The sequence below is a fragment of the Chitinophaga arvensicola genome, from assembly GCF_900110835.1.
Taxonomy (GTDB): Bacteria; Bacteroidota; Bacteroidia; order Chitinophagales; family Chitinophagaceae; genus Chitinophaga; species Chitinophaga arvensicola.
On the sequence record NZ_FOJG01000002.1, the window covers coordinates 1,589,041 to 1,613,059 of the forward strand.

Below are 24,019 nucleotides of genomic sequence, written 5' to 3' on the forward strand. Positions count from 1 at the left end.
AATGTTGATTTTAATACGGAGCCTTTCTCCTGCGCCTTCTTCGCTTCTGTTGCTTTTTAGTTTACGCTTTGCGCTAATTACATTACTTTTGTCGCTTGACGAAACAGATTAGCAGATGAATTTTTCCCACTTACACGTTCATACCCAATACTCTTTACTGGATGGTGCAGCCGACATCAAATCGCTGTATAAAAAAGCGATGGCTTCCAATCAGCCGGCACTGGCGATTACAGACCATGGTAATATGTTTGGCGCATTTCAGTTTGTGGCAGAAGCATACAACAATAAATTAAATCCCGGCGATCCGAAAGATAAACGACTGAAAGTAAAACCTATTGTGGGCTGCGAATTTTATGTGGTGGAAAACCGCCACAAACGCGCGTTTACAAGAGAAGAAAAAGATGTCCGCTATCACCAGGTATTACTCGCGAAAGATGATGAAGGCTACCGCAATCTCATCAAGCTGTGTTCCCTGGGATATATGGAAGGCCTGTACGGTAAATATCCCCGTATCGATAAAGAACTGGTGTTACAATACCACAAAGGACTGATCGCTACCACCTGCTGCCTCGGCGCCTCCGTTCCCCGCATCATTCTCCGTAAAGGAGAAGAAGAAGGAGAAAAAGAATTCCGCTGGTGGCTGGATATTTTCGGGGAAGACTTCTACGTGGAATTACAACGTCACGGTATCCCGGAACAGGAACAGGTAAACGCAGTACTGCTCCGCTTTGCAGAGAAGTATAATGTGAAAGTGATCGCTTCCAACGATTCTCACTATGTAGACCAGGCCGATGCCAACGCCCACGATATCCTGCTCTGTATCAACACCGGTGAAAAGAAAAGCACCCCTACCAATAAAGATTTCTCCGACGATGACAGCGCCGGTCCGAAGAACAGACGTTTTGCCTTCTATAACGATCAGTTCTATTTCAAGACCACGGAAGAGATGACCAAACTCTTTCATGATCTTCCGCAAGCCATCGACAATACCAACGAAATTGTAGATAAAGTACAGCTGCTGGATCTCAAAAGGGATATCCTGCTGCCGAACTTTCCTATTCCAAAAGAGTTCATTACCCAGGACCAGTACCTGCGTCATATCACGTATGAAGGCGCCAGGACCCGGTACATGGAAATGACCGCCGATATTGAAGAACGTATCAACTTTGAACTGCAGGTAATCGAAAACATGGGTTTTGCCGGTTACTTCCTCATTGTGGCCGACTTCATCAAGGCAGGTCGTGAACTCGGTGTATTCATCGGCCCGGGTCGTGGTTCCGCCGCAGGATCGGCCGTAGCCTACTGTATCGGTATCACCAATATTGATCCCATCAAGTATAACCTGCTGTTTGAGCGTTTCCTCAACCCGGAACGTAAGAGCATGCCCGATATTGATACGGACTTCGATGATGAAGGCCGTCAGAAAGTAATTGACTACGTAGTACAGAAATATGGCCGTAACCAGGTAGCGCAGATCATCACCTACGGTACCATGGCCGCCAAAATGAGTATCAAGGACGTGGCCCGTGTAATGGACCTGCCCCTGGTAGAATCCAATATCCTGGCTAAGATGGTGCCCGACAAGCCGGGTATCCAGCTCGACAGGATCTTCAACGCGCCCCTCGAAGGAGAGAAAAGCCTCGCTGATAAAGAAGGCCTGGCCGGTGAAGACATTGAAAACGTAAAGAAACTGCGGGAACTCATCAAAGGGGAAGATCTTCAGGGAGAAGTACTCCGCGAAGCCTGTGTACTGGAAGGATCGGTGCGCAATACCGGTATCCACGCGGCAGGTATTATCATTGCCCCGCAGGACCTGTACGACCTGATCCCCGTTTCTACTGCGAAAGACTCCGACCTGCTCGTTACCCAGTTTGAAGGTAGCATCATCGAGTCAGCCGGTGTAATCAAAATGGACTTCCTGGGTCTGAAGACCCTCACCATTATCAAAGGCGCACTGGAACTGATCCGGCAGAACCATGGCATTTCCATCGAAATAGATAATATTCCGCTGGATGACGCCAAAACATATGACCTCTACCAGAAAGGCGAAACCAACGCTACTTTCCAGTTCGAGTCGCCCGGTATGCAGAAATACCTGCGTGAACTGAAACCGGATAGATTTGATGATCTCATTGCGATGAACGCCTTGTACCGTCCGGGACCACTGGAGTACATTCCTTCCTTTATCCGTCGTAAACACGGACTGGAACCGGTACAATACGACATCGCCGAAATGGAGGAATACCTCAACGATACCTACGGTATCACGGTATACCAGGAACAGGTGATGTTGCTGAGCCAGAAACTGGCCGGCTTCTCCAAAGGAGATGCGGACGTACTGCGTAAGGCAATGGGTAAAAAGCAGATCGCCGTACTGAATAAAATGAAGGCGCAGTTCATGGAAGGTTGCGCCAAAAATGGCCACGATCCGAAGGTGTGTGAGAAAGTATGGACCGACTGGGAAGCATTCGCCTCCTATGCGTTCAACAAATCCCACTCTACCTGCTATGCTTTCGTAGCTTACCAGACCGCTTACCTGAAAGCCCACTACCCTTCTGAATATATGGCTGCCGTACTCAACTGCGCCAGCAATATTGAAAAGATCACTTTCTTCATGGAAGAATCCAAACGCATGGGTATCGACGTACTGCCACCCGATGTGAATGAATCTTTCAAGGGCTTTGCGGTGAATAAACAGGGCCAGGTACGTTTTGGTCTTGGCGGACTGAAAGGCGTAGGTGAAGCCGCCATCGAGAACCTGCTGGAAGAACGTAAGAAAGACGGTCCTTTCAAAAACATTTTCGACTTTATCAAACGCGTGAACCAACGCGCTGTCAATAAAAAATCACTGGAAGCCCTGGTGATGTCGGGGGCTTTCGACAGCTTCCCCGAACTGCACCGGGCCCAATACTTCCATAAACCGGAAGGCGAACAGATGAATGGCCTCGACCGTATCGTAAAATTCGGTCAGCAGGTAACAGCAGGCTCTTCGAACATGGGCAGCCTCTTCGGTGCTGATGACCTCCCGGACGTAGAACCGCCAAAGATCCCGCCTTGCGACGCATGGCCGCTGATCATGAAGCTGAACAACGAAAAGGATATTACCGGCATCTATATTTCCGGCCATCCCCTCGATGATTACCGCTTCGAAATGAAGCACTACCATATGAACTCCGTACAGGAACTGGTAGAATACCAGACCGAAATCGCCCAACCAGGCGGTAGCGGTGGCCGTTCCCGGGAACGCAACTTCCGCCTGGCGGTATATATCACCGGTGCACAGGAAAGAATTTCCCGGAATAACCGGCAGTTTGGTGTAATGACCATTGAAGATTACACCGGCAAATTTGAATTTGCCCTGTGGAGTGAAGACTTTATCCGCTTTGCGCCTTACCTGAAAGCTGGCCTCTGCCTGTTTATCAATGGCGGCTTCAAATCCAAGCGCTTCAACGACAACGAATACGAGTTTAAAGTAAACGGCATCCAGCTGCTCCAGGAAGTGAAGAAAACGCATACCAAGCAGGTGTACCTGAATACGATGCCGAAGTTTATCAAAAAGGAAACAGTTGACTTCTTAGTTGACAACGTAAACCGTTTCCCGGGCAACAGCGTGCTGCATGTACATCTCACCGACCGGGATGATAACACCCAGGCAAAACTGCATACTTTTAACCGGAATATTGAAATGAATGATGAGTTGGCGGTTTTCCTGCACAAACAGCCGGATATCGATGTGTATATAGAATTGGTGAATAAATAATTGCCCGTAAAGAGCAAAACGAAATCCCGCGTAATATTCGCGGGATTTCGTTTTTTATTCCATTACTTGTATTTCAATCCCCAGCTATTCAAAATACTGTCTGCACGATACTTTGTAATAACAATTTCTTTAGTGCCAACCGATGGGTTATAGTATTTAAACTCCCAGGAGTGGTTATCACGAAACTTATATCCGGTAGTTAACTTATCATATCTGTCTCCTGAAATCCTGAGATAAATATCTCCATCATAAACGATCTCTCCCGATTTTACCACTACCACTTTAGAACTTCTGAAGCTTCCACTATCCGGCCTGTTAGGCGGATACCAGATCTTCGTTTCACCTGCCTTGTCGTTGGTTACCCAGTTATCAGGCAATAATGCGATCCCCAACCTCTGCCGTTCTGTATTATAGGCAATCCCATATTTTTCACCAGGCGGAAATATCAGGTGATACAGTTTCTTCCCGGTAAGGAGTAAAATAATGGAGAATACTAACAGGAGTGGGTACCAGTATCTATGCGCAGGTCTTTTAAATACCATTGTCATTTAAATAAGCCGCGAATATAATATATAAAGCGAATACCCATTTGCCGGATTGTCATTCTTTCTGCCGTTAAGTCTTTTTAAATATCAATCAGTTACAAACTTAATTTTATAAATATTTATTCATTGGTATTTCAGATCACCGGGCATATCTTTTTAGCCTTTATAAAAAAGCAACACCCGCCAATACCAACGGCAACAACGGGCCCCACCTCCTGCCTTTTGATGTTGAATGCTTTAAACAGTACTTCCATATGGAGAATTATCCTACATTTGCGCGCATTTCCGTCAATATTGGTATAGACATAATCAATAAGTAAGATGTCAAAAATGCAGTAATTTGCACTCGGATCAAGATTTGATCTAAAAATAACATCATAGAATCAAAACAATCGTTAAATAAAACATTTTAAAATCACAGAATATGGCTTTAGAAATCACTGATGCGAATTTTGAAACGGAAGTTCTGAATTCCGATAAATTAACTGTTATTGACTTCTGGGCAGAATGGTGTGGCCCTTGTCGCGCTATCGGACCAGTAATTGAAGAGTTATCTAAAGATTACGCAGGTAAAGTAAATATCGGAAAAGTAAACGTGGATCAGAACCCACAACTGTCTGTAAATTACGGTATCACCAGCATCCCTGCCATCCTCTTTGTAAAAGGCGGTCAGGTAGTTGACAAACAAGTAGGTGCTGTGCCTAAATCCGTGCTGGATAAAAAAATACAGGCCAATATGTAATTTTTATAAAAACTGAGTTAAAGAAGCGTTCCGGTTTGATCCGGAGCGCTTTTTTTATTTGGAGAACGCCTCCGGCGCTTGTCGGCAGCAGGATTAAACGGAAGATGGTGCTGCTGGTCTGACTTCCGGAGGCGGCACCGGAACCAGCCCTTCTTCTACAAAATATAACCCCTGCCTCCTCTTCTCAAACACAATTTTCGCGTATCTTCAAGGCCAAATTCTACTTTTTTGCGTCACTACTACCTTGTCCTGCTTACCTTTTTGTTTGGCGCTACTGCCAATGCACAACGTAAATGCGGCACTGCCGAAGCATTACAACAACGGGTAAAAGAATATCCTTCCATTCAAAAGCTCATACAGCGAAACGAAAATAAAATGCTGCTCGGCCAGCAACAACGGCAACAGGCGCGGGTGGAAGCCATTCCGCAAACGGTGTCTATTCCCGTAGTGGTGCATGTGGTGCTGGACAACCCTGCCTTAGTGACCGATGCACAGATTGCGTCGCAGATCGCCGTATTAAACCGCGATTACAATGCCACCAACCCTGATGTAAGCCAGGTACCTGCCGTTTGGCAACCGCTGATCGGCAACAGCCGCATTAACTTCTGCCTGGCACAGCGAACCCCGGGCGATGAACCCACCAATGGGATTGTACGGGTGAAAACAGCCGCGGGACAAAGCTTTTCTATCAACAATGCTGCTGCAGACGCCAAATACGCCACTACCGGCGGTTCCGACGCCTGGGACCATACCAAATACCTCAATATCTGGGTGACCCGGCTTTCCGGTAACTATCTCGGCGTAGCCGCCCCTCCGGGCACCGGCTATCCGGATGAACAGGAAGGTGTAGTGGTGCAATACACCGCTTTTGGCACCACCGGCAGCGTGGGCAATGTCTATAACCTGGGCAGGACCGCCACGCATGAAATAGGCCATTATTTTGGCTTAAAACACATCTGGGGAGATGATAACGGTACCTGTAATATAGATGACGGCATCGCCGATACACCACTTCAGGGAGATAATACCTACGGTTGCCCCACTTTTCCCAAAACAGACAACTGTACCACCACTGCTCCAGGCATTATGTTCATGAACTACATGGATTACACCGACGATGCCTGTATGCACCTGTTTACCGCCGGTCAGGTAGACCGGATGCGCTATGTCCTCGAAAACATTACTGCCAGCCTGATGACCTCCAACGGTTGTGAGGCACCAGATGTAGTCAACAACGATGCTGCACTGGTAAGCATCAGCGCACCCAATGGCAAAATCTGCGATCCCCGTATCACACCCGTGGTTACACTGCGTAATCGCGGCGCCAACTCCCTCACCAGCGTAACCATCTGGTACCAGTCGAACAACAGCGCACTCACCTCCTATCAATGGACGGGCAACCTGGGCAGTCTACAGCAAACAACCGTTACATTACCCGCCAGCACAGTGCCTATTGGGAACTATAACCTGAAAGCATATACGCAATCGCCCAACGGACAACCGGATGGGAACGTGAGCAACGATACCGCAAATATCCTTTTCCGTTATGATGCCGAAGCCACCCTGCCATTTGAACAGGGCTTTGAAAACGACAGCTTCCCGCCTCCGGGCTGGGATCTCTATAATCCCGACCGCAGCTTCACCTGGGAACGGGCACGCAATGTAGGTCACAACAGCAATGCTTCTGCCCTGATGCGGAACCTGGGCTACAATACCAACGACCAGACCGACGATCTCATTACCCCGGTAATAGACCCACAACAGGCCGATTCGGTGTTCCTGTTCTTTGACGTAGCTGCCGCAGTATATACAGATCCTAAAAGCACCGGCAACGCCTGGGATACACTCCAGGTGCTTGTAACGAACGACTGCCGCCAGACGGGACAAATCCTTTATTCAAAGTGGGGACCGAACCTCATTACCCATCCTACCGCTATCCAGACAGAATACGTACCTACCGCCAACGAATGGCGCCGGGATTCGGTAGACCTGACAGCGGTAAGTCATAAAGGAAAGTTTCAGGTAGCATTCAGAAACATCTCAAATTCAGAGAATAACATCTATATTGATAATATAAAGATTGTCACTAAACCCGTAAATCCGCTCCTCCGGGAAAAGGGCGTGCTTGTGAACCCCAACCCGACAGATGGCATCGTTTGGGTGACATTTTTCGAGATTCCGGAAGACCTAGTGCAGGTGTCTATTTACAACGCCCAGGGACAGTTTATCATGAGCCGGCCGGCCCGTGATATTGGTGCAGGCAACCGGATGACCTTTAATTTGGTAAATGAGCCAAATGGTGTTTATTTTGTAAAATTAATTTACAGGAACAGGGCCAACACCATCAAATTAATGAAAGTAAGATGACGATGAGACAAGATTATCCGGCTGTTCAAACGCTCCTTCAGCAAACCAACCTGGACGCAGCATTGAAGCGTATTGCAGAAAAAGTCCTCCAACAGGAAAGAATTACGCCCGAAGATGGGCTGATCTTATTTGAAAAAGGCGATATCGGCCTTTTAGGTGCATTAGCCAACCTGGTAAGGGAGCGGATGCATGGTGACAAAACTTACTTCAACCGTAATTTTCATATCGAGCCGACCAACGTCTGCATCTTTACCTGCCATTTCTGCTCCTATTCCCGTTTGTATAAAAACAGGGAAGACGGCTGGGAACTGAGCATCGATCAGATGATGGACATGGTGAAAAAATACGATAACCAACCCGTTACAGAAGTACATATTGTAGGTGGCGTACACCCTAAAATGCAGCTGGACTTTTTCGTGGAACTGATCAAACAGATCAAAGCCCATCGTCCGGATCTGCATATCAAAGGATTTACTGCGGTGGAACTGGATTACATGTTCCGCAAAGCCAAAGTAAGCATCGACGAAGGCATGCGCATCCTCAACGAAGCCGGCCTGCAATCCATGCCAGGCGGCGGTGCGGAGATCTTTGCCCCGGAAGTACGCGCTAAAATATGCCACGATAAAGTAGACGCCGACGGATGGCTCGCCATTCACAAAGCAGCTCACCTCCGTGGTATGCACACCAACGCCACCATGCTCTACGGCCATGTGGAATCTTTTGCAGACCGCATCGATCACATGGAACGCTTGCGCAGCCTGCAGGACGAAACCGGTGGTTTCAACACTTTCATCCCGCTGAAATTCCGCAATAAAGGCAACGATATGTCTGATATTCCGGAAACCTCCATCGTGGAAGATCTGAGACTGTATGCGATCGCACGTTTGTACATGGACAACTTCCCTCACCTGAAAGCCTACTGGCCGATGCTGGGAAGAAATACCGCGCAACTGACCCTGTCTTTCGGCGTAAATGACCTGGATGGCACCATAGACGATACCACCAAGATCTACTCTATGGCCGGTTCTGAAGAACAAAATCCTTCTATGAACACCGCCCAGCTGGCCATGCTGATCAAACAGGCCGGCAGAAGACCCGTAGAAAGAGACACCGTATACAACGAAATAAAAGATTATACCGAAGTAGTTTTCTCCGATGAGGAACTGCTGACCAAATAGTATCGCTGTATTATGCAATTACACCTGAAATGTATACTGATTGCCAGCTTATATGTAGCAGGCTGTCATCAGAACAACGGCAACAGTAACAACTCCGCCACAGATACCAATACCACGGTAACTACCGAAGCTGCTACCCAGACGTCTAACGGCACCGAGTTTAAAAAACAGGCCAGCCTGGCATTCCTTTCCAAATCAGGTGCAGATACCCTGCGGAAAATCGATATCCAGCTGGCGCAAACAGATGAACAACGCGCCGACGGACTGATGTACCGCAAATCGATGACAGATGAACAGGGTATGCTTTTCATCTTCCCCGATATGGAAGAACGTGCCTTCTGGATGAAAAATACCTACATCTCCCTCGATATTATTTATATCGCCGACAACATGGAGATCGTATCCATCCAGAAATACGCAACGCCACTATCGGAAGAAAGTCTTCCTTCCTTCAAAAAAGCGAAGTATGTACTGGAAGTAAACGGTGGCTTCTGCGATAAATACCACATCGGATACGGAGATAAAATTACTTACCAATAAAAACGAAGCCCTGGCAGACGCCAGGGCTTTTTTTGCTCCTATTGATACATATTTGATCGCTAACACTAATAGCCTCTTTTATACATTCATTTCTGTATTCATCACTTCCAGGATATGCAGCTGCGTTTTTCCCGCAGGTACATCCCAATCAATTACATCACCGGTACTATATCCCAGTAAGGCAGTGCCTATGGGAGAAAGGATCGATAATTTGCCCAGCTGTATGTTGCTGGCAGCCGGTAATACCAGCTGTACCTGCCTGATGGCCCCACTTCGTTCATCTCTGAATTGCAGGGTTGAATTTACCTGCACCACATCGGCAGGCACCTTACCTTTCCTGACAGTAGCTCTTTCCAGCTCTTCTCTCAGTTTGTCGGTACCCGGTGCATGATAGCACAGGGTTTTAAGGATTTCGTAATCATGTAGGGACACAATAATCTGTTTCTTTTTCATGATAACCGGGTTTTATGTCAGTTGTTTACAGATGGCCCCGGATACAGCGCTGCTCCTGCTTTGCTGTTATGATCCGGAGCATATATTTCTTCGTAAGATCGTACGTCCGTTCTCGTGATACGCCTGTATAAGGCGGCCGGGTCTACCTTCTCTGCGGAACTGAATCCACAGGCGCCCATCAGTTCTGCCAATGCTGCAATGGTATTACGGTGATAATTAGCTACCCGCACTTTTTTATCAGCCACATTTACCCCCTGGTACAGGTGTGGATCCTGCGTTGCCACACCTACGGGGCAACTGCCGCTATCGCACTGCAATGCCTGGATACAGCCCAATGCGAGCATCATACCACGTGCACTGTAGCAGGCGTCGCCACCCATCGCCAGGATCTTCATAATATCAAAACCGGTAATCACTTTACCACTCGCTATAATACGCACATGCTGTTTCAGTTTATGATGTTTCAGCAGGTTCACCACCACTGCCAATGCATCGTACAAAGGCATCCCGATAGAGTCGGTGAACTCCAGCGGAGCCGCACCGGTACCGCCTTCGGCACCATCGACCGTGATAAAGTCGGGGTAAATACCCGTATTTACCATAGCAATACAAATACGCTCAAACTCATCGGCACGGCCTACACACAGTTTAAACCCTACCGGCTTGCCTCCGGAAAGCTTACGCAACTGCTGTAAAAAGGCCAGCATCTCATACTCATTGGTGAAGGCGGTATGCCCGGCGGGTGATAATACACTCACTCCTGGTTTTACTTTACGGATCCCTGCAATTTCAGGAGTATTCTTCGCTGCCGGCAATACGCCGCCCTTACCAGGTTTGGCTCCCTGGCTCAGTTTCAGCTCAATCATTTTTACAGCTGGTTCCGCCGCTGCGGTGGCAAATACTTCCGGTGAAAAATCACCCTTTTCATCACGGCAACCGAAATAACCGGTACCGATCTGCCAGATCAGGTGGCCGCCATGTTGCAGGTGATAAGGACTGATGCCCCCTTCTCCTGTATTATGCGCAAAACCGCCTATTTGTGCGCCTCCGTTGAGGGAAGCAATGGCCGTTTTGCTCAGGGCGCCATAACTCATGGCGCTGATATTCAGCAAACTGGCGTTATAAGGCTGACTGCATTGTTCATTTCCGATATTCACCCTTAGTGCTTCCGGTTTTACTTTCGTTGGAAACGCAGTATGGGCGGCCCATTCGTAGCCAGGCTCGTACATGTTGTCCAACGCACCAAAAGCAACGGTCTGTTTTACATCTTTTGCACGCTGGTACACTACTGCGCGCTGGCGGCGGCTGAAAGGCCTGCCATCTGTATCTGATTCAAAAAAGTATTGACGCATTTCAGGCCGGATCTGCTCCAGCAAATAGCGCAAACGCCCCAGCAACGGGTAGTTGCGCAGCAAGGCATGTTTGCCCTGCAACCGGTCATACATCGTCAGCAGGGTTAGCCCCACTGCTACCGGCAACAAAATCCATCCGCTTAAATATCCGCGATAAAGGCTGGCAGCCACACTCACATCCAGCAACAGGCATAAAAAATAAACTGCCCATCGTGCTATCCGATGATTCATAAAACTGATTTTATAAGATTGTTTTGGAAAATACTAGTGGAATAAAACTACGCAGGTAGTCATCCCCCCGGGTACAACGATTTATATGCTAAAAGTTGCCCGGGTTTAATTGTTGAAGTCTTTGGGGCAGGATAAGAACGGCAAGAGGAACCCGCACAAGCGTTTAGAAGCACGTGGAGTATTGAGTAAGAGTAATATGTAATTTGCCGGATTCAATTATTACTAATTGTGATCCGGCAAATATAAGGCTTTTATTTCCAACAAACGATCAATTCGCTAATTCTCCCGCCGTAAATGGCTTCTGGCGGCCATTATTCGCTTTGCGTACCTGCTGAATATCTGCAGCGGAAACCTTATCGGCCTTATTATTCCAGGCACTGCGCAGAAAAGTAAGCAGCTGTGCAATATCCGCATCGCTGAATTCATCACTGGCGCCGATACCCGGCATATCGCCATTGATTTCGGGCGCTTTATACATTTTTCCGTGTACTTCCACCGGACCGGTTAAGCCATATAATACAATAGAGATAAACGCTTTCTTATTACCATTTACCCAGTTGCTTTCATTCAGCGGCGGCGCCATAGAAGCAATGCCTTCGCCTCTTTTACCATGACAGGTCTGGCAAACAGTATTGAAGATCTTGTAGCCCTGTGGCAAAGCTTTACGTAACGCTTCCATCTTCTGGGCATTGGCCTGGTTGTCGGCGTTTTTCAACACGGCTTCCAGCTGACGGCGCAATACCAGCGTGGTATCCGGGTTCCAGGCAATGACCTGTTTCAGTAAAGCAGCTTCTCTCTTCGCAGCATTATTGACCAGCGCAGCAGCCACATAACGGTTAGGGGCATACGCTTTTATCATTTTATCTTCCAGACGGGTGGCAGCACTTTTATCGAACTTGCTCACCGCAGGCAGTACATAGGCTACAGCCGGTGCCAGGTAAGGGTTATCAGCCAGGGTATCCAGTGCGGCTACAGCGGTTTTAATATTGCTGCTGTTTACGATAGATGGCCATGCAGCAAGTGCCTGCATTTTTAAAGCCGGTGGGCCCTGCTGCCAGATACTATTGATGTCTTCTATGGTAAGCTGGTGCAATCCTTCCAGTGTCCAGAGTGCATGTAATTGTTTCAAAGGAGCGGCAGCATCTTTCAGCATACTTCTCAGGTCAGGCGCCATCGTGGTGAGGTGCTGATCAATGATGAGTTGCTGCGCTTTATCTCTTAAAGTACCATTCGCATCTCCCAGTTTTGCCAGCAGGTTGGCGGCGGTAGGCTCAAAGGCCACCGGCGCGGGGTGACTTCCAGCAGGAACGATGCGGTAAATACGGCCACAGTTCAGCGGCAGCGTAAGGTTACGCATCTTGATCTCGTTCTTTAAGTATTCGGTGAGATAGGTTTTATGCTGCAGGATGCCACGATACATATCCGCGATATACAAGGCGCCATCCGGGCCGGTACGCAGATCCACCGGTCTGAAACGCTCGTCGGTGCTGGCCAGGAACTCTTTCTGCTGATAGGCCTGTACACCTTTCACCACGTAACTACTGTCGGATAATATATTCCTTTTGATCAGGTTGGCGGAAGGTTCTGCTACAAAAGCATTGCCGGCGTAGGTGGCCGGTAGCAACTGTCCACGGTAAATCACCGGACCACAGGCAGCGGTGAAGTTTACCAGGCGCAAACTATCATCCAGCGTGCCTTTCTGGTAACCACGGTTTACACCGGGTGTAGCGCGGAGCGGATAAGTGCGGTTGTCGGGCACAATTTTCTGGTCAAAACCGGCTGCATTCTGTTGCAGCGGATTGGTACCGCCTAAACCCGGTGAAAAGTAATCCCCCAGCAGGTTTTCCGAGTTGTTGTTATAATACAGGCGTCCCTGGTCGTCCTGGGTAATCCCCCACTGACCACGGAAATGAGTGGATTCTTTCAGCCACTTATCTCCTACCTTACGGTAACGCCTATCCGATTTTGCATTATAGATCCAGTTGTCCATGGCTCGGAGCAGGCCGTTGGGCTGATGCTCCACATTTCCGCCGGCGGCGTACTGATCATCTACCAGTGTTTTTTTACCGGGCTTATCGCCGTTATTTTCTATAAACCATAGCTGCGGCGGCGTAGCTACGAGCACCCCGTTTTCTATGAGGCATAAGGCACGTGGCAATATGAGGGAGTCGAGGAACACGGTCCGTTTATCCATCACGCCATCGCGGTTGGTATCTTCCAGGATCACAATTTTGCCATCGGGTTTATCTTCCCCGGTACCGGCGGTATCGGGCATAAAGCCGGTCATTTCCACCACCCACATGCGGCCCCGCTCATCGAAGGTCATGGATACGGGGGCTACTACCATGGGTTCTGCAGCTACCAGCTGCACTTCCAATCCTTTATCGAACTGCATTTGCCCGATCGCTGCTTTGGCATCCAGTACGGGAGAAGCTGCAAACTTTTCCCGCATGGCCAAAGAGTCTTTTTCATGTTTGTTCTCTGTCTGTTGCTGATGGCCCTGGTTACAGGCTAAGAAAGCAAGAGATAACGTGGTAATAAACAGATAGTGAATACGCGTCATTGTTATTATTCGGTTGCGAAGCGTTAAATATACATTTCTGGAAATATTTTTTCTGAAAAATTATATGAGATAACAGTTTAGCATCTGCGCCACACCAAAAAAACTTATCTTCGTCGCTTCATTGCATACATTTTACGATTTATTTGCATTTATGGAACGCTTTCAGGGCATCATAGGTATCGTCTTCATTTTGGGCATTGCCTTTTTGTTTTCAAACAACAGAAGTAAGATCAACTACCGGCTGGTATTTAGTGGGATTGGATTACAGGTGTTAATCGGTTTTTTGGTGTTTAAGGTGCCTCCTATCACCTGGTTTTTCCAGCGGGTAGGCGATGCGATGGGAAAGCTGGAAGCCTTTGCCCGTAAAGGTGCTGCCTTTGTATATGGCGGTATCGGGGTATCACAACCGGATGGCAGCGGTCTGAAGGATTATGCTGCCGGTGGTTTTGTATTTGCCTTTAACGTCACCGCCACCATCATCCTGGTATGTGTGCTGGTAGCGGTATTATATCATTATGGTATTATGCAGCGGGTAGTAGCGGTGATTGCGCGCGCCATGAATTATGTAATGCGTGTGAGTGGTGCGGAAGCGCTGAGTAACGTAGCGAGTGCCTTTGTAGGACAGGTAGAAGCACAGGTAATGATCCGTCCTTACTTATCCAGTATGACCAAAAGCGAAATCCTGGCCTCTATGAGTGGAAGCCTGGCCTGTATAGCGGGTGGTATCCTGGTGGTGTATGTAAACATGGGGCTGCAGGCCGGGTTGCACATTGCGCCTTTCCTGATCACCGCCAGTCTGATGGCGGCTCCCGGCGCCCTGGTGATCTCCAAGATCGTGTTCCCGGAAACAGAAGAGAGTGTTACTATGGGCAGGGTGAAGATGGAAGTAAAGAGTAATTATACCAACGTAATCGATGCCATTTCACATGGCGCCGGCGATGGTTTTAAGATAGCCATGAACGTGATTGCGATGCTGATTGGTTTTATTGCTTTCATTGCACTGGTAGACTGGATCCTCATTCACATCGGTCATATTTTCAATCCCAATTTTAACCTGAGCCTCGACTGGATCTTCGGTAAACTGTTTATGCCGATGGCCTGGGCTATGGGTGTACCCCAGGGAGATGTGCAAAGCGTGGCTACCCTCCTGGGCCAGAAATTAACCATCAATGAATTCGTGGCTTTCAAAAGCCTCACAGATAAAACAGTTCCGGTGCTCTCTTCCAAAGGCATTGCCATTGTAACCATCGCGATTGCAGGCTTTGCGAATTTCAGCAGCGTAGGTATGCAGATCGGTGGTATCGGTGAACTGGCGCCCGACAGACGGGCGGATCTGGCTAAACTGGGGCTGAAAGCATTGTTATGCGGTACGCTGGCATCTTATATGTCGGCCTCTATTGCGGGCATGCTGATTTAGTAAGATACTTTTTTGAAAAGGCTGATCCGATGGGTCAGCCTTTTTTTTATGCATGTACCTGGCAAGGGATGCCTCGCCGGAGGTAACTACCTGGTGCATATCTCCCGGAAATAAAAAAAACAGCGGATAGCCAACAGGTAATCACCCATTTGCTATCTGCTGTTCGAATAATATGGTGGAAAACAGATTTTATACGCCGTAAAAATCCGCGCAGCCAGAACCGTGGTAAAACAATTGCCTACCCCCGGTTAGTATAAGCCTGTTGAAAATTAATCCAACCGCTTGATCAGGCCAGCCTGCACAGCTGCCCAGGCTTCACCCTGACCAGCATCTTCCCAGTAATTCTTCATTTCTGAAGCGGCTGCAATTTTATTTACGGCAGCAATCGCCTGGTTCCGGAGTGCACGGGTACCAATGAGGTTCAGTACATCCAGCTGATCCAGGGGATCTTCCGGGAAATCTTCGCTCGCGCGGCCTACCAGTGCTGAAACCAGTTCAGCGGCGGCTAAAGCCTCTTCACAATCCGAAATTTCCAGCGTTTCAATGTTGTTAATGATACGAGCTAACGTATCAGCAACCAAACCGCCGTCTTTGTTTTCAATCAGGTCAAATATCCAATCCTGTGATCCATCATTTTCAAAATTCCTGGTGCCCCATGCGCCCATAGTGTTTACGTTTTTTTATTTTTTTAGAATAAAGAATAAAAGTAATGAACTCTCTTTACAACAACCAAACCAAGTGACTAGTTCAAACTTCTGAAATCTACCGGAACGAGCTTGCTCACTCCCGGCTCCTGCATGGTTACGCCATAGATCACGTCTACAGCAGCCATGGTTTGCTTGTTATGTGTTACAATAATAAATTGTGAATTGTCGGAAAACTTGCGGATCATGTTGGTAAACTTGCCCACGTTGGCATCATCCAATGGCGCATCTACCTCATCCAGGATACAGAATGGCGCCGGTTTGATCAGGTAAATCGCAAACAGCAAAGCGGTAGCGGTGAGTGTTTTCTCCCCTCCGGAAAGCTGTGTAATGGCTGCCGGACGCTTGCCTTTTGGTTTCGCAATGATTTCAATACCGGTGTCGGCCAGGTTTTCAGGATCGCTGAGGATCATATCACACTGGTCTTCTTCCGTAAACAATGCCTTGAATACGCGGATAAAGTTTTCCTTTACTGCGTTAAAGGTATCGAGGAATTTCTGGTTAGCGGTGGATTCCACCTCCTGGATAGTGGCCAGCAGGGAATCTTTCGCATTTACCAGGTCCGTTTTCTGTTCCAGGATAAACTCATACCGTTTCTTCATTTCCTGGTAAGCTTCAATGGCGGTAGGGTTAATTTCACCCATATTCTCCATGCGCTTTTTCAGTCGCTCTGCACTACCTGTCAACTCATCTACCGACAGTTCAGAACTGCGTTGTTCATCGATAATTTCATCGAGGTTCACTTTAAACTCCACGCTCAGCCTTTCCTTCATGGAAGCCAGTTGCAGTCGCAGTTCATTTACTTTGTCCTTGATGGTATTGAGTTGTTGTTCCAGTTGCTCTTTGGCGCGCTGTTTTGTTCTCAGCGTGGTTTCCAGCTCCTGCAGGTGGTTACGGAAGTTATAGTATTCCTGGTCTTTTTCGTTGAGTGCTTTTTCTTCTTCTTCGCGCTGGCGGAAAAGTTCTACTAGTCCGTCGTCGGCATGACTCAGTTTTTCAACCACGAGGGCAATGTTGCCTACAGCGTCTTCCAACTGGGTTTTATTACTGGTGATCTGGATATGCAGATCTGCCAGTTGCTTGCGTTTGAATTCCAGTTCCTGTTTGAGGGCCTGTACTTTACTTTGCTGACGGGTATGTTGCAGGTTCTGGTTATTGAACTGCACGGTAGCCATATTGAACTGTTGTTCCGCTTCCTGCGCCATACGGTCGGCATCAGCGATGCTGTCCTGGAGTTCGGCTACGCGGTCGTTCAGGCCTTCCAGTTCATCCTTTACGCCGGAAATGCTTTCCTGGTTGGTTTCCAGGGATTGCTGCATTTCTTCGAGGCGCTTGTCGCCTGCTTCGATGAGATGATGGAAGTTTTCAATTCTGTTCTGGAGGCCAAACAGCTGGTTGCTCAGCTGGTTTACCTTTTCCCTGGCAGCATTGATATTATTTTCATTTAACTGGCTGTTGTAGCCGAGTACTTCGTCGTGTTTGCTTTGCAGGGCTACTTTCAGCTGCCCTACTACCTTTTCGAGATCTTTGATCTCTATTTCCAGCTTTTCGAGGTTCTTGGCCCGTCCCAGCTTCTTGCCTTCAAAGAGTCCTACCGAACCACCGCTGATATTGTATTTACCACGGTGCATGCGGCCGGACTTTTCCACCAGCAGCATCCTTTCATCGGCCAGCTGGCTGAATTCCAGGCGGGTCAGGTCTTCCCCGATAAATACTTTACCGAGCAGGTGTTGCCCCAGTCCTTTGTATTTCTCCTCAATTTCCACCACTTCCAGTGCGGGAATGGTACCGGGAGGAGCCAGCAAGGGAGCCGCATCGGTACGGAACTGATCGAGTATAAAGAAGTTAGCTTTCCCTTTTTTATTGGCATCGAGCAGCTGGATGGCCTGAACAGCTTCGTGTACGTTATTGACTACATAGTAGCTCAGGTAAGGCTCCAGCAGGTTTTCCACGCAGGTGCGGTATTCTTCCTTACAGAAAAATATATCGCTCAGGATGGGGGCATTGTTATTCCAGTCGGGATTCTTTTTGAGGAATTTGATACTCTCCGGATAACCTTCGAGACTATCCACCAGTGATTTGAGGAGATCGAACTCGTTCTTTTTGGAATCGAGGGTACGGTTCTCATCCACCAGTTTATCGCGGAGTCCTTCTATATCTGACTGGGTAGCGAGTATTTTGCTTTTGGTTTCTTCCTGGAAGCGGACCATGTCTTCCAGTTCTGTTTTGCTGCTGGTCAGCGTTTGCTGTACGGCTTCCTTTTCCGTTTCCAGTTGTGCAATCTGTTGCTGACGGCCTACTTTCTCTTCCTGCAGTTGTTGCATGCTGCGTTGCAGGTTGAGTACGGAGGTATCGGCAACGGCTACTTTCTTTTCCGCCTCAAACTGTTGGCGTTGCCAGCGTTGCTGGTCGTTGCGCAGGGTTTCGAGGGCTTGTTTCTTCTGATGGAAACGTTCTTTCTTCTCCTCTACCATGTCGCGGAGGGTTTCCAGTTCGTCGGCCATCGTTTCAAATACTTCTCCCTCTTCTTCCACCTGTTTCTCGGTAAATTCGATAGAGGTGGTCAGGCCTTGCAGTTGTCCTTCTGCATTGTTGAGGAAGTCGCTGATATTTTTTTCCCTTTCCCGCAGGTAAGTGAGTTGCTGCGTGGCGAGGTTCTTATCGTTTTCTTTGGTGCGGATGGTGGATACCAGTTCATTAAAAGATTTCTGCAGGGTCTGCAGTTCTCTTTCTTTGGCAACGAAGTGCAGTTTATCCTGTTCTACGGCGGCTTCCGCGGTGAGGATCTCCGTTTCGAGGGCCAGTTTGCGGTCGCTTTCAGTTTGCTGGGTATCCGACAGTTCCTTGAAGGTAACGTTAAAGCCTTCCAGTGCGGCTTTAGCGAGTTCTATACTGATTTCGCGGTATTCTTTTTTTACTTCGTAGAAGCGTTCTGCCTTACGGGCCTGGCTTTCCAGTGTTTTGAGGTTATTGTTGATTTCGAACAACAGGTCCTCAATGCGGTTCAGGTCACCTTCAGTGGCGTCCAGTTTGGATTTGGCTTCTTTTTTACGTGTTTTATAAATGGAGATACCGGCTGCCTGTTCGAGCATCCGGCGACGGCTGTTTTCTTTGTCTTTAATGATATCGTCTACCATTCCGAGCTCGATGATGGCATAGGAATCGGTACTAACCCCGGTATCCATAAAGAGGTTATGGATATCTTTCAGGCGGCAGGCTACGTCGTTGAGGCGATATTCGCTATCGCCGTTTTTATAAAATTTACGTGTAATCGTCACCGTAGTAAACTCGGTGGGGAGTACATTCTTGGTATTTTCAAAAGTGAGACTAACTTCCGCCATACCGCTTGCAGAGCGGCTTTTGGAACCATTGAACACAAGGCCTGCCTGATTATCAGACCGGAGGTTGCTGATCTTATGCTCGCCGATTACCCAGCGGATGGAGTCGATGATATTACTTTTGCCGCAACCGTTTGGCCCAATCACCCCAGTGATGCCCTCATCAAACTGCAAAACGGTTTTATCTGCAAAACTTTTAAAGCCTTTAATTTCTAGTGTTTTTAAGCGCACGTCGTACTCCGAGGTTTTTTAAGGCGTCAAAGATATAATTTTACCCGAATGAAAAAGTAATTTAAGTGAGATGCAATAATATACCCTAATTATTTATACACAATTATGGGGTATTTGCCTCCGTCCGCAGCACGCAACAAAAGTCTAAAAGACTGGTTATAAATATAGTAAAAAGAACAATTGGAATTTAATTCACTGTGAGAAAATAGCGGATTTTGTCTTACCCGGGATTAGACGGATTCCGCTGATTGCGTTGATTTTTTTTATTTACCTATAAGGGCGTCTGCTAATATTAAGAAAATAAATAAAATAATCATATTAAGAAAAAATTAACAAAATCAGTACTACCGGCATAATCCGTCTAATCCCGGGTAAGACAAAATCCGCTTATCTTTGCGGCATTAAAAACCTATTTACGTTTGCGTACAGAAGAGCAGATCAACAACGTCAAGAATTTCCTTTACAGTTATCATTTCAGCAACGGTATGCGTACCACCATCAGTGTGGTAGTGCCTTCGCTCGTATTTGCATATTTCGGTATGCTGGACCTGGGCATTGCTATGTCGATGGGCGCGCTGTGTACCGCGCTGAGCGACGTTCCCGGCACCATCGTTCATAAACGGAACGGGCTGATCATCAGTACCCTGCTTATCTTCTTTACGGCGCTGGGCACCGGCCTGCTCATCCCGTATGTGATCCCGATGTCCATCTGGATTGCGGTATGCTGCTTTATGTTTGCCATGTTGCTGGTGTACGGCAACCGTGGCGGCAACATAGGTACGGGTTGTTTGCTGGTAATGGTATCCATACTGGGAGAAACACAGCTGACACCGCAACTTACCCTGCTGCATTCCTCCATGGTATTGCTGGGAAGTATCTGGTATGCCGTGCTTGCGCTCATTCTCTGGCAGATCCGCCCCTACCTGAACGTACAGCAGGCCTTGGGCGACTGTATCCTCCAAACGGCCCGCTACCTGGAAACAAGGGCTAATTTCTATACCCCCGGGGTTAATGTAGGCGAGAACTATAAAGCCGTACTGGCCCAACAGGTAATCGTAAACGAGAAACAGGAAAATGTGCGGGAATTGTTGTTAAAGAGACGCTCTGCACAACAGGGTACCACCAGCATCAACAAAAGCATGGTGCTCATCTTTCTTGATATGGTAGATCTGCAGGAACAGATCATGGCCTCACAAACAGACTACAACGCGCTCCGGGAAGATTTCAAAGACGAAGACATTCTCGAAAAGTTTCATACCCTCATCCTGGAATTCACACAGGAGTTAAAGAACATTGGTATGGCCGTGGCAGCAGGTCAGCGCTCCCTGCCCAAAACCAACCTGAAGTTTGAAATGGAGAAGGTAAAACAGGCCATCGCCGATATTACCCTGAAACTCCCTACCCTCAAGGAAAGAACCCGCACCATACCGCTCACAAATATCCTGCAGAACCTGCAGGACATGGCACAGCGTATCTATAACCTCCACCGGCTTACCCGCCTGGAAAGATTAAAGGATGAATCGATAGATCCAAAACTGGAACTCTCCAAGTTCACCACGCGGCAGAAATACGATTTTGAAACGTTCCGGGACAACCTCACTTTCAAGTCGCATATCTTCCGTCATGCTATCAGGGTGAGCCTTGCTACTTTGCTGGGTTACGGCCTGGGCATCGTACTACACCTGGACAGGGTATACTGGATCCTGCTTACCATTGTAGTGATCCTGAAACCCGGCTTCGGTCTTACAAAATCGCGCAGCATACAACGTTTAATCGGCACCGTTACCGGCGCCCTGTTTGCCGCCGGCCTGCTGTATCTTACGCACAATGATACCGTCATATTCGTGATGATGCTGCTCTGTATCCTGGGCGCCTACAGCTTTATGAGCTTCCAGTATACCCTCAGCGTATTCTTCGTAACACCTTTTATTATTTTCCTGCTGCACTTCCTGCATCCATCGGATCTGTACAACGTAACACAGCGGGTACTGGATACGTTCATCGGCGGTAGTATTGCCTTCTTTGCCAACATGCTGCTGTGGCCCACCTGGGAGCATAACTTTGTACCCGACTACATGAAAAAGATGATGGACGCCAACCGGAAATATTTTGAACTGGTCATGCGGGCCTATTCCAATGAAAAGGTGGCTGTACAGGATCTCAAACTGGCCAGGAAAGATACCTATGTGGCCGCTGCCAACATGATGTCGGCCTTCCAGCGCATGTTATCGGAGCCAAAAAGCAAACAGAAAAACGGATCTGCGGTATACCATTACGTGGTACTCAATCATACACTCACCTCCCATACCGCCACCCTGGCTGCTTACAGCATGCACCACGGCGTACAGTTTCCAAGACCGGAATACCGGGAAATCACGGATTACCTGTTGCATTATATGGACCAGCTGTCGCTCCTCATTGATCCCAACACCAGCAACAATGCACAGCCTGCGCCACAGGTACATGCGTTTGAACGGCTGGATACGCACCTGGAAAACCTGGTGCAGCTCCGTCAGCAGGAAATCAATGAAGGAAAAGGCGCTACACCTACCCGTGATGAAATGTTGGAAACCAAACAGGTGCATGATCAGCTGGTAGCCATCCTCTCGCTGGTGAAAGACATGAATAAAGCGCTTACACAAAAAATATAAACGGAACTTTTCATAACATTCCCGTTCCATTTCGCAAAAGCTGTTATATACGAAGAATTTGTATGTAACAGCTTTTGCATTGGTACTTCCCCCTTCGTTCAGCCCTACATAATCCCCCTCTTACAGGTAGGCTTTATAAGGCGCTTAAATATAGGGGGGATAGGGCTGAGATAGGGCTTACCTGACAATCGAACCCCTATTTCATGACAATTGAAGGGCATTTCTGCCCATAAAAAAAGGCTGACCAGCTTTATGCCGGGTCAGCCCTTTTCCTTTATGATCTTGTTTTACTCCTCTCCCAGTATCGTAAACTGGTCGGTAACCGGCGTAATGGCTCCCAATATCCTGTCGAAGAAAACGGGGCCTTCCTGGGCATACCAGGGCATAAAGTTTTCCTTACGCTCCTGTAATGAACCCACCGGGAATAATTTATTACGGATCTGGCGGATCTGATCTGTCTGCCACGCAAACTTTTTCTTCTCTGCCCGAAGGAATTTATGTTCCAGTTTTCCGATAGATTTCAATGCTTTTTTTCTTTCTGAGCCGGTAGTCGCCACCAGGGTCACATCAATACTCCTTGCCTTCTCTTCCAGCGCATCAAAAAGCTGATCGATCGCTGCATATTCGTCTTTCAACACCAGCGATGCATTTGTATGATGCTTCACATAGTCGTTCACGATATCCTCCGTGCCTTTGAAAATATCTTTTGTAGTGAGACCCAGTTTTTTGATGCGTTGCTGTGATATGCTATCTGTAAGCAATAGCGAATTACGCAGCAGCAATACCGGGAACGGCACGTTATAATGTGCGAAAAGTCCTTTTAATTCCAGCCAGTAGGCGATTTCACCGCCACCACCAATAAAGGCAATGTTTGGCAGAATGGTTTCCTGGAACATACCGCGTAAAATAACATTCGGGCTAAAACATTCCGGATGTGCTTCAAGTGCTGCTTCCAACGAAGCGGCGTTGAATGTCAACGACGTGTGTAATACTTTCCACTGATCGCCGTCCTGAACAATCCGTTCCCGTGATCCGTCCTGTAAATAAAAAAGATTTATTTCACGCGGATTGGCCTGCACTTTATAATGTACAGACAGCTTCTCCAGTGTATCATTTACAATGGTGTGTGATGCCTGGTTGAACAACTCGTCCTTTATAACGGGCAGGTATAAACGTTTCAGGGCTGCATTGTCTGGTACCAGCACTACCAGCCCATAACGGCCAAATAATTCATGTACCAGGAAAAGGGTCGCATCCTGCACATTGGCGTGTTCGAGGTAAGCTTTCTGCAACAGTGCAATCAGCTCTTCTGCATGCGGTGCATATCCAAGCGCTTTCTTTACTTCCCCGATCAGGGTATCAAGTCCTTCCGGCCGCATACGCCCTACAGCACCCTGCTGACTGGTATTCCAGGTGAGGGTTTTGCCATCCAGGTAAATGCTGCCCAGTTCTTCGAGATCCGCATCTTCGCTGCCCATATAATATACCGGCACAAAATTGAAGGAAGGATATTGTTGTTTCAGTTCCGTGCAAAGCTTAATGGTTTGCAGGATCTTATAGGCGAAGTAGAGGTAACCGGTGAAGATATTAGGCTGGTGAGCAGTACACACCGTAAATGTGGTAGGTTCCAGCAAAGAATGGATGTTATCCTGAACAGCGGCTACAGCAGCCAGTGGCGCATATTGTTCTTCTAAAGCATGGACCAGCGCAGCCCGCGGTGTATCAAAATTCTGACGTGCTTCTATCGCGGCGGCAAAGTCCGGATGTACAGGAGAATAGGTATAAAATGGTCTGATATTCGGATGTTCTGCTAAAAAATCTGTTACCAGCTGGTTGAAATAACCAGTTTTCCCATAAGGAATATACTCGAGCATATTGAGTTGCGAATTACAAATTATCAATGACAAAACGATGTAGTGCCAATACATCGAAATTTTTGAATGTACG

The 24,019-nt window shown here is 47.8% G+C and carries 14 protein-coding genes; 7 read left to right on the plus strand and 7 right to left on the minus strand.

The genetic code is table 11. The features are described from left to right. Window positions 1-115 precede the first annotated feature (115 nt). A complete protein-coding gene (dnaE, locus tag BMW79_RS23850; RefSeq protein ID WP_089898823.1) occupies window positions 116-3,760 on the plus strand; it encodes a DNA polymerase III subunit alpha in 3,645 nt (1,214 codons plus the stop codon). A gap of 62 nt (window positions 3,761-3,822) precedes the next feature. Here the strand turns inward: dnaE and BMW79_RS23855 are convergent, their stop codons facing one another. After that, window positions 3,823-4,302, minus strand: a complete 480-nt coding sequence (locus BMW79_RS23855) for a hypothetical protein (protein ID WP_089898825.1) — start codon at window positions 4,300-4,302, stop codon at window positions 3,823-3,825. A gap of 427 nt (window positions 4,303-4,729) precedes the next feature. On the opposite strand from BMW79_RS23855, the gene trxA reads away from it, so the two are divergent. From trxA to BMW79_RS23875, 4 genes are all read left to right on the plus strand, one after another. Then, on the plus strand, window positions 4,730-5,047 hold the full coding sequence (gene trxA, locus BMW79_RS23860; protein WP_079472839.1) for a thioredoxin: 318 nt from the start codon (window positions 4,730-4,732) through the stop codon (window positions 5,045-5,047). A 228-nt stretch (window positions 5,048-5,275) separates the two neighbouring features. Next, a complete protein-coding gene (locus BMW79_RS23865; RefSeq protein ID WP_089898828.1) occupies window positions 5,276-7,414 on the plus strand; it encodes a M43 family zinc metalloprotease in 2,139 nt (712 codons plus the stop codon). After that, window positions 7,411-8,592, plus strand: coding sequence for an aminofutalosine synthase MqnE (gene mqnE, locus BMW79_RS23870; RefSeq protein WP_089898831.1), 1,182 nt, complete (start codon window positions 7,411-7,413; stop codon window positions 8,590-8,592). The genes BMW79_RS23865 and mqnE overlap by 4 nt, the downstream gene beginning before the upstream one ends. A gap of 12 nt (window positions 8,593-8,604) precedes the next feature. Next, window positions 8,605-9,132: a DUF192 domain-containing protein gene (locus tag BMW79_RS23875; protein WP_089898834.1), complete on the plus strand. Its 528-nt coding sequence runs from the start codon at window positions 8,605-8,607 to the stop codon at window positions 9,130-9,132. Between the two features lie 78 nt (window positions 9,133-9,210). On the opposite strand, the gene BMW79_RS23880 is transcribed toward BMW79_RS23875, so the two are convergent. The 3 genes from BMW79_RS23880 to BMW79_RS23890 all read right to left on the minus strand — a co-directional run bounded on the left by BMW79_RS23880 (window position 9,211) and on the right by BMW79_RS23890 (window position 13,731). Then, complete coding sequence (locus tag BMW79_RS23880; RefSeq protein WP_089898837.1) at window positions 9,211-9,585, minus strand: GreA/GreB family elongation factor; 375 nt, start codon at window positions 9,583-9,585, stop codon at window positions 9,211-9,213. A gap of 17 nt (window positions 9,586-9,602) precedes the next feature. Next, window positions 9,603-11,168: an FMN-binding glutamate synthase family protein gene (locus BMW79_RS23885; RefSeq protein ID WP_089898841.1), complete on the minus strand. Its 1,566-nt coding sequence runs from the start codon at window positions 11,166-11,168 to the stop codon at window positions 9,603-9,605. Between the two features lie 268 nt (window positions 11,169-11,436). Beyond that, window positions 11,437-13,731 carry a DUF7133 domain-containing protein gene (locus BMW79_RS23890; RefSeq protein WP_089898845.1) on the minus strand — a complete coding sequence of 765 codons (2,295 nt, stop codon included), beginning with the start codon at window positions 13,729-13,731 and terminating at the stop codon, window positions 11,437-11,439. 151 nt (window positions 13,732-13,882) lie between these two features. On the opposite strand from BMW79_RS23890, the gene BMW79_RS23895 reads away from it, so the two are divergent. Then, on the plus strand, window positions 13,883-15,148 hold the full coding sequence (locus BMW79_RS23895; protein WP_089904159.1) for a NupC/NupG family nucleoside CNT transporter: 1,266 nt from the start codon (window positions 13,883-13,885) through the stop codon (window positions 15,146-15,148). Between the two features lie 269 nt (window positions 15,149-15,417). On the opposite strand, the gene BMW79_RS23900 is transcribed toward BMW79_RS23895, so the two are convergent. Then, a complete protein-coding gene (locus BMW79_RS23900) occupies window positions 15,418-15,813 on the minus strand; it encodes a DUF4259 domain-containing protein (RefSeq protein ID WP_089898848.1) in 396 nt (131 codons plus the stop codon). A gap of 77 nt (window positions 15,814-15,890) precedes the next feature. Further along, on the minus strand, window positions 15,891-19,421 hold the full coding sequence (gene smc, locus BMW79_RS23905) for a chromosome segregation protein SMC (protein ID WP_089898851.1): 3,531 nt from the start codon (window positions 19,419-19,421) through the stop codon (window positions 15,891-15,893). A 419-nt stretch (window positions 19,422-19,840) separates the two neighbouring features. Between smc and BMW79_RS23910 the strand changes: the two genes are divergently transcribed. Then, window positions 19,841-22,072 (plus strand): FUSC family protein, encoded by a 2,232-nt coding sequence (locus BMW79_RS23910; RefSeq protein WP_089898855.1) that lies wholly within the window; start codon window positions 19,841-19,843, stop codon window positions 22,070-22,072. A 287-nt stretch (window positions 22,073-22,359) separates the two neighbouring features. On the opposite strand, the gene bshC is transcribed toward BMW79_RS23910, so the two are convergent. After that, window positions 22,360-23,946 carry a bacillithiol biosynthesis cysteine-adding enzyme BshC gene (bshC, locus tag BMW79_RS23915; RefSeq protein ID WP_177192308.1) on the minus strand — a complete coding sequence of 529 codons (1,587 nt, stop codon included), beginning with the start codon at window positions 23,944-23,946 and terminating at the stop codon, window positions 22,360-22,362. Window positions 23,947-24,019 lie beyond the last annotated feature (73 nt).

What these genes read in the sequence shown, in the direction of transcription:
- dnaE (WP_089898823.1), top strand. Translation starts at nt 116, where the DNA reads ATGAATTTTTCCCACTTACACGTTCATACCCAATACTCTTTACTGGAT.
- BMW79_RS23855 (WP_089898825.1), bottom strand. Translation starts at nt 4,302, where the DNA reads ATGGTATTTAAAAGACCTGCGCATAGATACTGGTACCCACTCCTGTTA.
- trxA (WP_079472839.1), top strand. Translation starts at nt 4,730, where the DNA reads ATGGCTTTAGAAATCACTGATGCGAATTTTGAAACGGAAGTTCTGAAT.
- mqnE (WP_089898831.1), top strand. Translation starts at nt 7,411, where the DNA reads ATGACGATGAGACAAGATTATCCGGCTGTTCAAACGCTCCTTCAGCAA.
- BMW79_RS23875 (WP_089898834.1), top strand. Translation starts at nt 8,605, where the DNA reads ATGCAATTACACCTGAAATGTATACTGATTGCCAGCTTATATGTAGCA.
- BMW79_RS23880 (WP_089898837.1), bottom strand. Translation starts at nt 9,585, where the DNA reads ATGAAAAAGAAACAGATTATTGTGTCCCTACATGATTACGAAATCCTT.
- BMW79_RS23885 (WP_089898841.1), bottom strand. Translation starts at nt 11,168, where the DNA reads ATGAATCATCGGATAGCACGATGGGCAGTTTATTTTTTATGCCTGTTG.
- BMW79_RS23890 (WP_089898845.1), bottom strand. Translation starts at nt 13,731, where the DNA reads ATGACGCGTATTCACTATCTGTTTATTACCACGTTATCTCTTGCTTTC.
- BMW79_RS23895 (WP_089904159.1), top strand. Translation starts at nt 13,883, where the DNA reads ATGGAACGCTTTCAGGGCATCATAGGTATCGTCTTCATTTTGGGCATT.
- BMW79_RS23900 (WP_089898848.1), bottom strand. Translation starts at nt 15,813, where the DNA reads ATGGGCGCATGGGGCACCAGGAATTTTGAAAATGATGGATCACAGGAT.
- bshC (WP_177192308.1), bottom strand. Translation starts at nt 23,946, where the DNA reads ATGCTCGAGTATATTCCTTATGGGAAAACTGGTTATTTCAACCAGCTG.